At 38.8% G+C, this 1,860-nt stretch carries 2 protein-coding genes; both read right to left on the reverse strand.

The window, feature by feature from the left end:
• The coding region (locus tag G466_RS0118855; RefSeq protein ID WP_026815004.1) for a c-type cytochrome domain-containing protein at nucleotides 1–750 on the reverse strand (750 nt) is incomplete at its 3' end.
• 42 nt (nucleotides 751–792) lie between these two features.
• A partial coding sequence (locus G466_RS24190; RefSeq protein WP_026815005.1) for an NHL repeat-containing protein occupies nucleotides 793–1,860 on the reverse strand: 1,068 nt, incomplete at its 5' end.

Below are 1,860 nucleotides of genomic sequence, written 5' to 3' on the forward strand. Positions count from 1 at the left end.
CTCTTCATCGGTAAGTGGCGTCTTTCCTTCTGGAGGCATGAAATCTTCGTCAGTTGGATCCAACATAACCCGCCTAATTATTTCGGACTTGGCTATATTTCCTGGGATATAGACTTCTCCGTTTTTTCCTCCTTTTTTCATAGCAATGGTATCTTGAAGTGAAAGTCCACCCTTTTTCTTACTTGAATTATGACAACTGATACATTTCGCTTCTAAGATAGGGTTTACCAAATAATCGTAAATAGCTGCTTCCTCTAAGCGGGAGATAGGTGGCAATACTACTTTTTCTGATCTTCCAAACGGTGCATACTTCACCAAATAATCACTTCCATGTGTTAAATTTCCTCCATAATGTCCTGTAACACTCACCAAAACTACTACAAGAGCCAGGGTAGCCATATTAGGCCTTAATCCATTAAATTTAAAATTAGTAAGCTTTCCAGAACGTATGACCCATGCAAATAAAGTAATTATAGTTGTGGCTATTCCAAACCAAAAATGGGTATCTAACATTCCCTCCTCATAATCGCCGCTTAAAGAAAGCATATAACCTAGCACACACGCCACCAAAGCACTTATAGCTCCAAAGAATAAGGCCAAGGTAATTGCAATGGACAGCGTGGCATTCTTATTCCAACGCCCATAGAGTTCCAAAATAAAGGCAAAGAATAAAAAACCAATGGGCAAGTGCACCACAAGTGGATGAAATCTACCTAAAAACAATATAAAATCTGGTACACTACCATCCATTATAATCTTCTTTTATTTCTTAATCCTACGACAAAACAGATCCTAAACCCTTTCTAATTTAATTGGCGCGGAATTATGAGCATTCCATTGACAGACATATAGATTTTTGTCCGGGTCCACATAAACGTCATGACCATGGTTAAAAATTGGGTTTAGGGAATTGTGCATAGTTTGTAGCTTACCATTATTATATTTTGGTTCTTCTCCCCCAGGATTGGAAACAACCTTATTATCTCCATCTAAAATGGTTACAAAGCCGGTATCTCGCACCCATTTTTCTCCTTCCCGTGTTTCGGACCAACATACGCCTGAATAAATGTTTTCCTCATCCATTACTGCTCTACACACAAAAGCGCCAGGCAAATTCAAGGTTTTAATATATTTTCCATCGAGCGTGAAAAATTTAAAAGCATTATCATTTCTTGACGTCACTATCAAAACAGGGTTGTTCTTATCCCGGTAATCTACAGCCACCCCATGGGCATTTGCTAGGTTATAATTTTTATCGGTATTATTTCTACCTCCCCATTTTCTGATAAATTCACCTTTATGATTGAATTGAAGAATATAATCCGAACCATAGCCATCGGCTACATAGATATCCCCATTGGGACCTACCGCCGTTTCGGTCGGTCTGTATGCCTCATCATCCTTATAGACACCTATGGTATGTGGATGAGGCAATGGGAAAATAAGACGACCATCAATGGTAGTTTTGAACACCTGTCCTGCTTGAGCTTGGTTTTTTCCTGTTTTGTCCACAAAATAACCACAGTCCACTATATATAGTACATCTTCCCCACCTTCGTTATGTAACGTTAAACCATGTCCCCCAGGATAGCCAGTTCCCCAATAATCCAATAATTTCCCAGATTTATCAAAAACTAATATATTATTGGCGGTATGATCACCAATCATGAGCAATCTTCCCTTGCTGTCCATTTGCATTTCATGACAGTTTAATATTGGATTATGCGCATTGGATATTTGTGCCCAGTTCTTGTGAACTTTATATTTAAAATCCCCGTGCCCAATAATGGTTTGTTCCTCTTTAGCTTTCTTTAAAATATGAAATCCGAATGATGGGGTTACCGCCAGTGCTGACCCTAA

This window comes from Arenibacter certesii DSM 19833, from assembly GCF_000429545.1.
Lineage (GTDB): Bacteria > Bacteroidota > Bacteroidia > Flavobacteriales > Flavobacteriaceae > Arenibacter > Arenibacter certesii.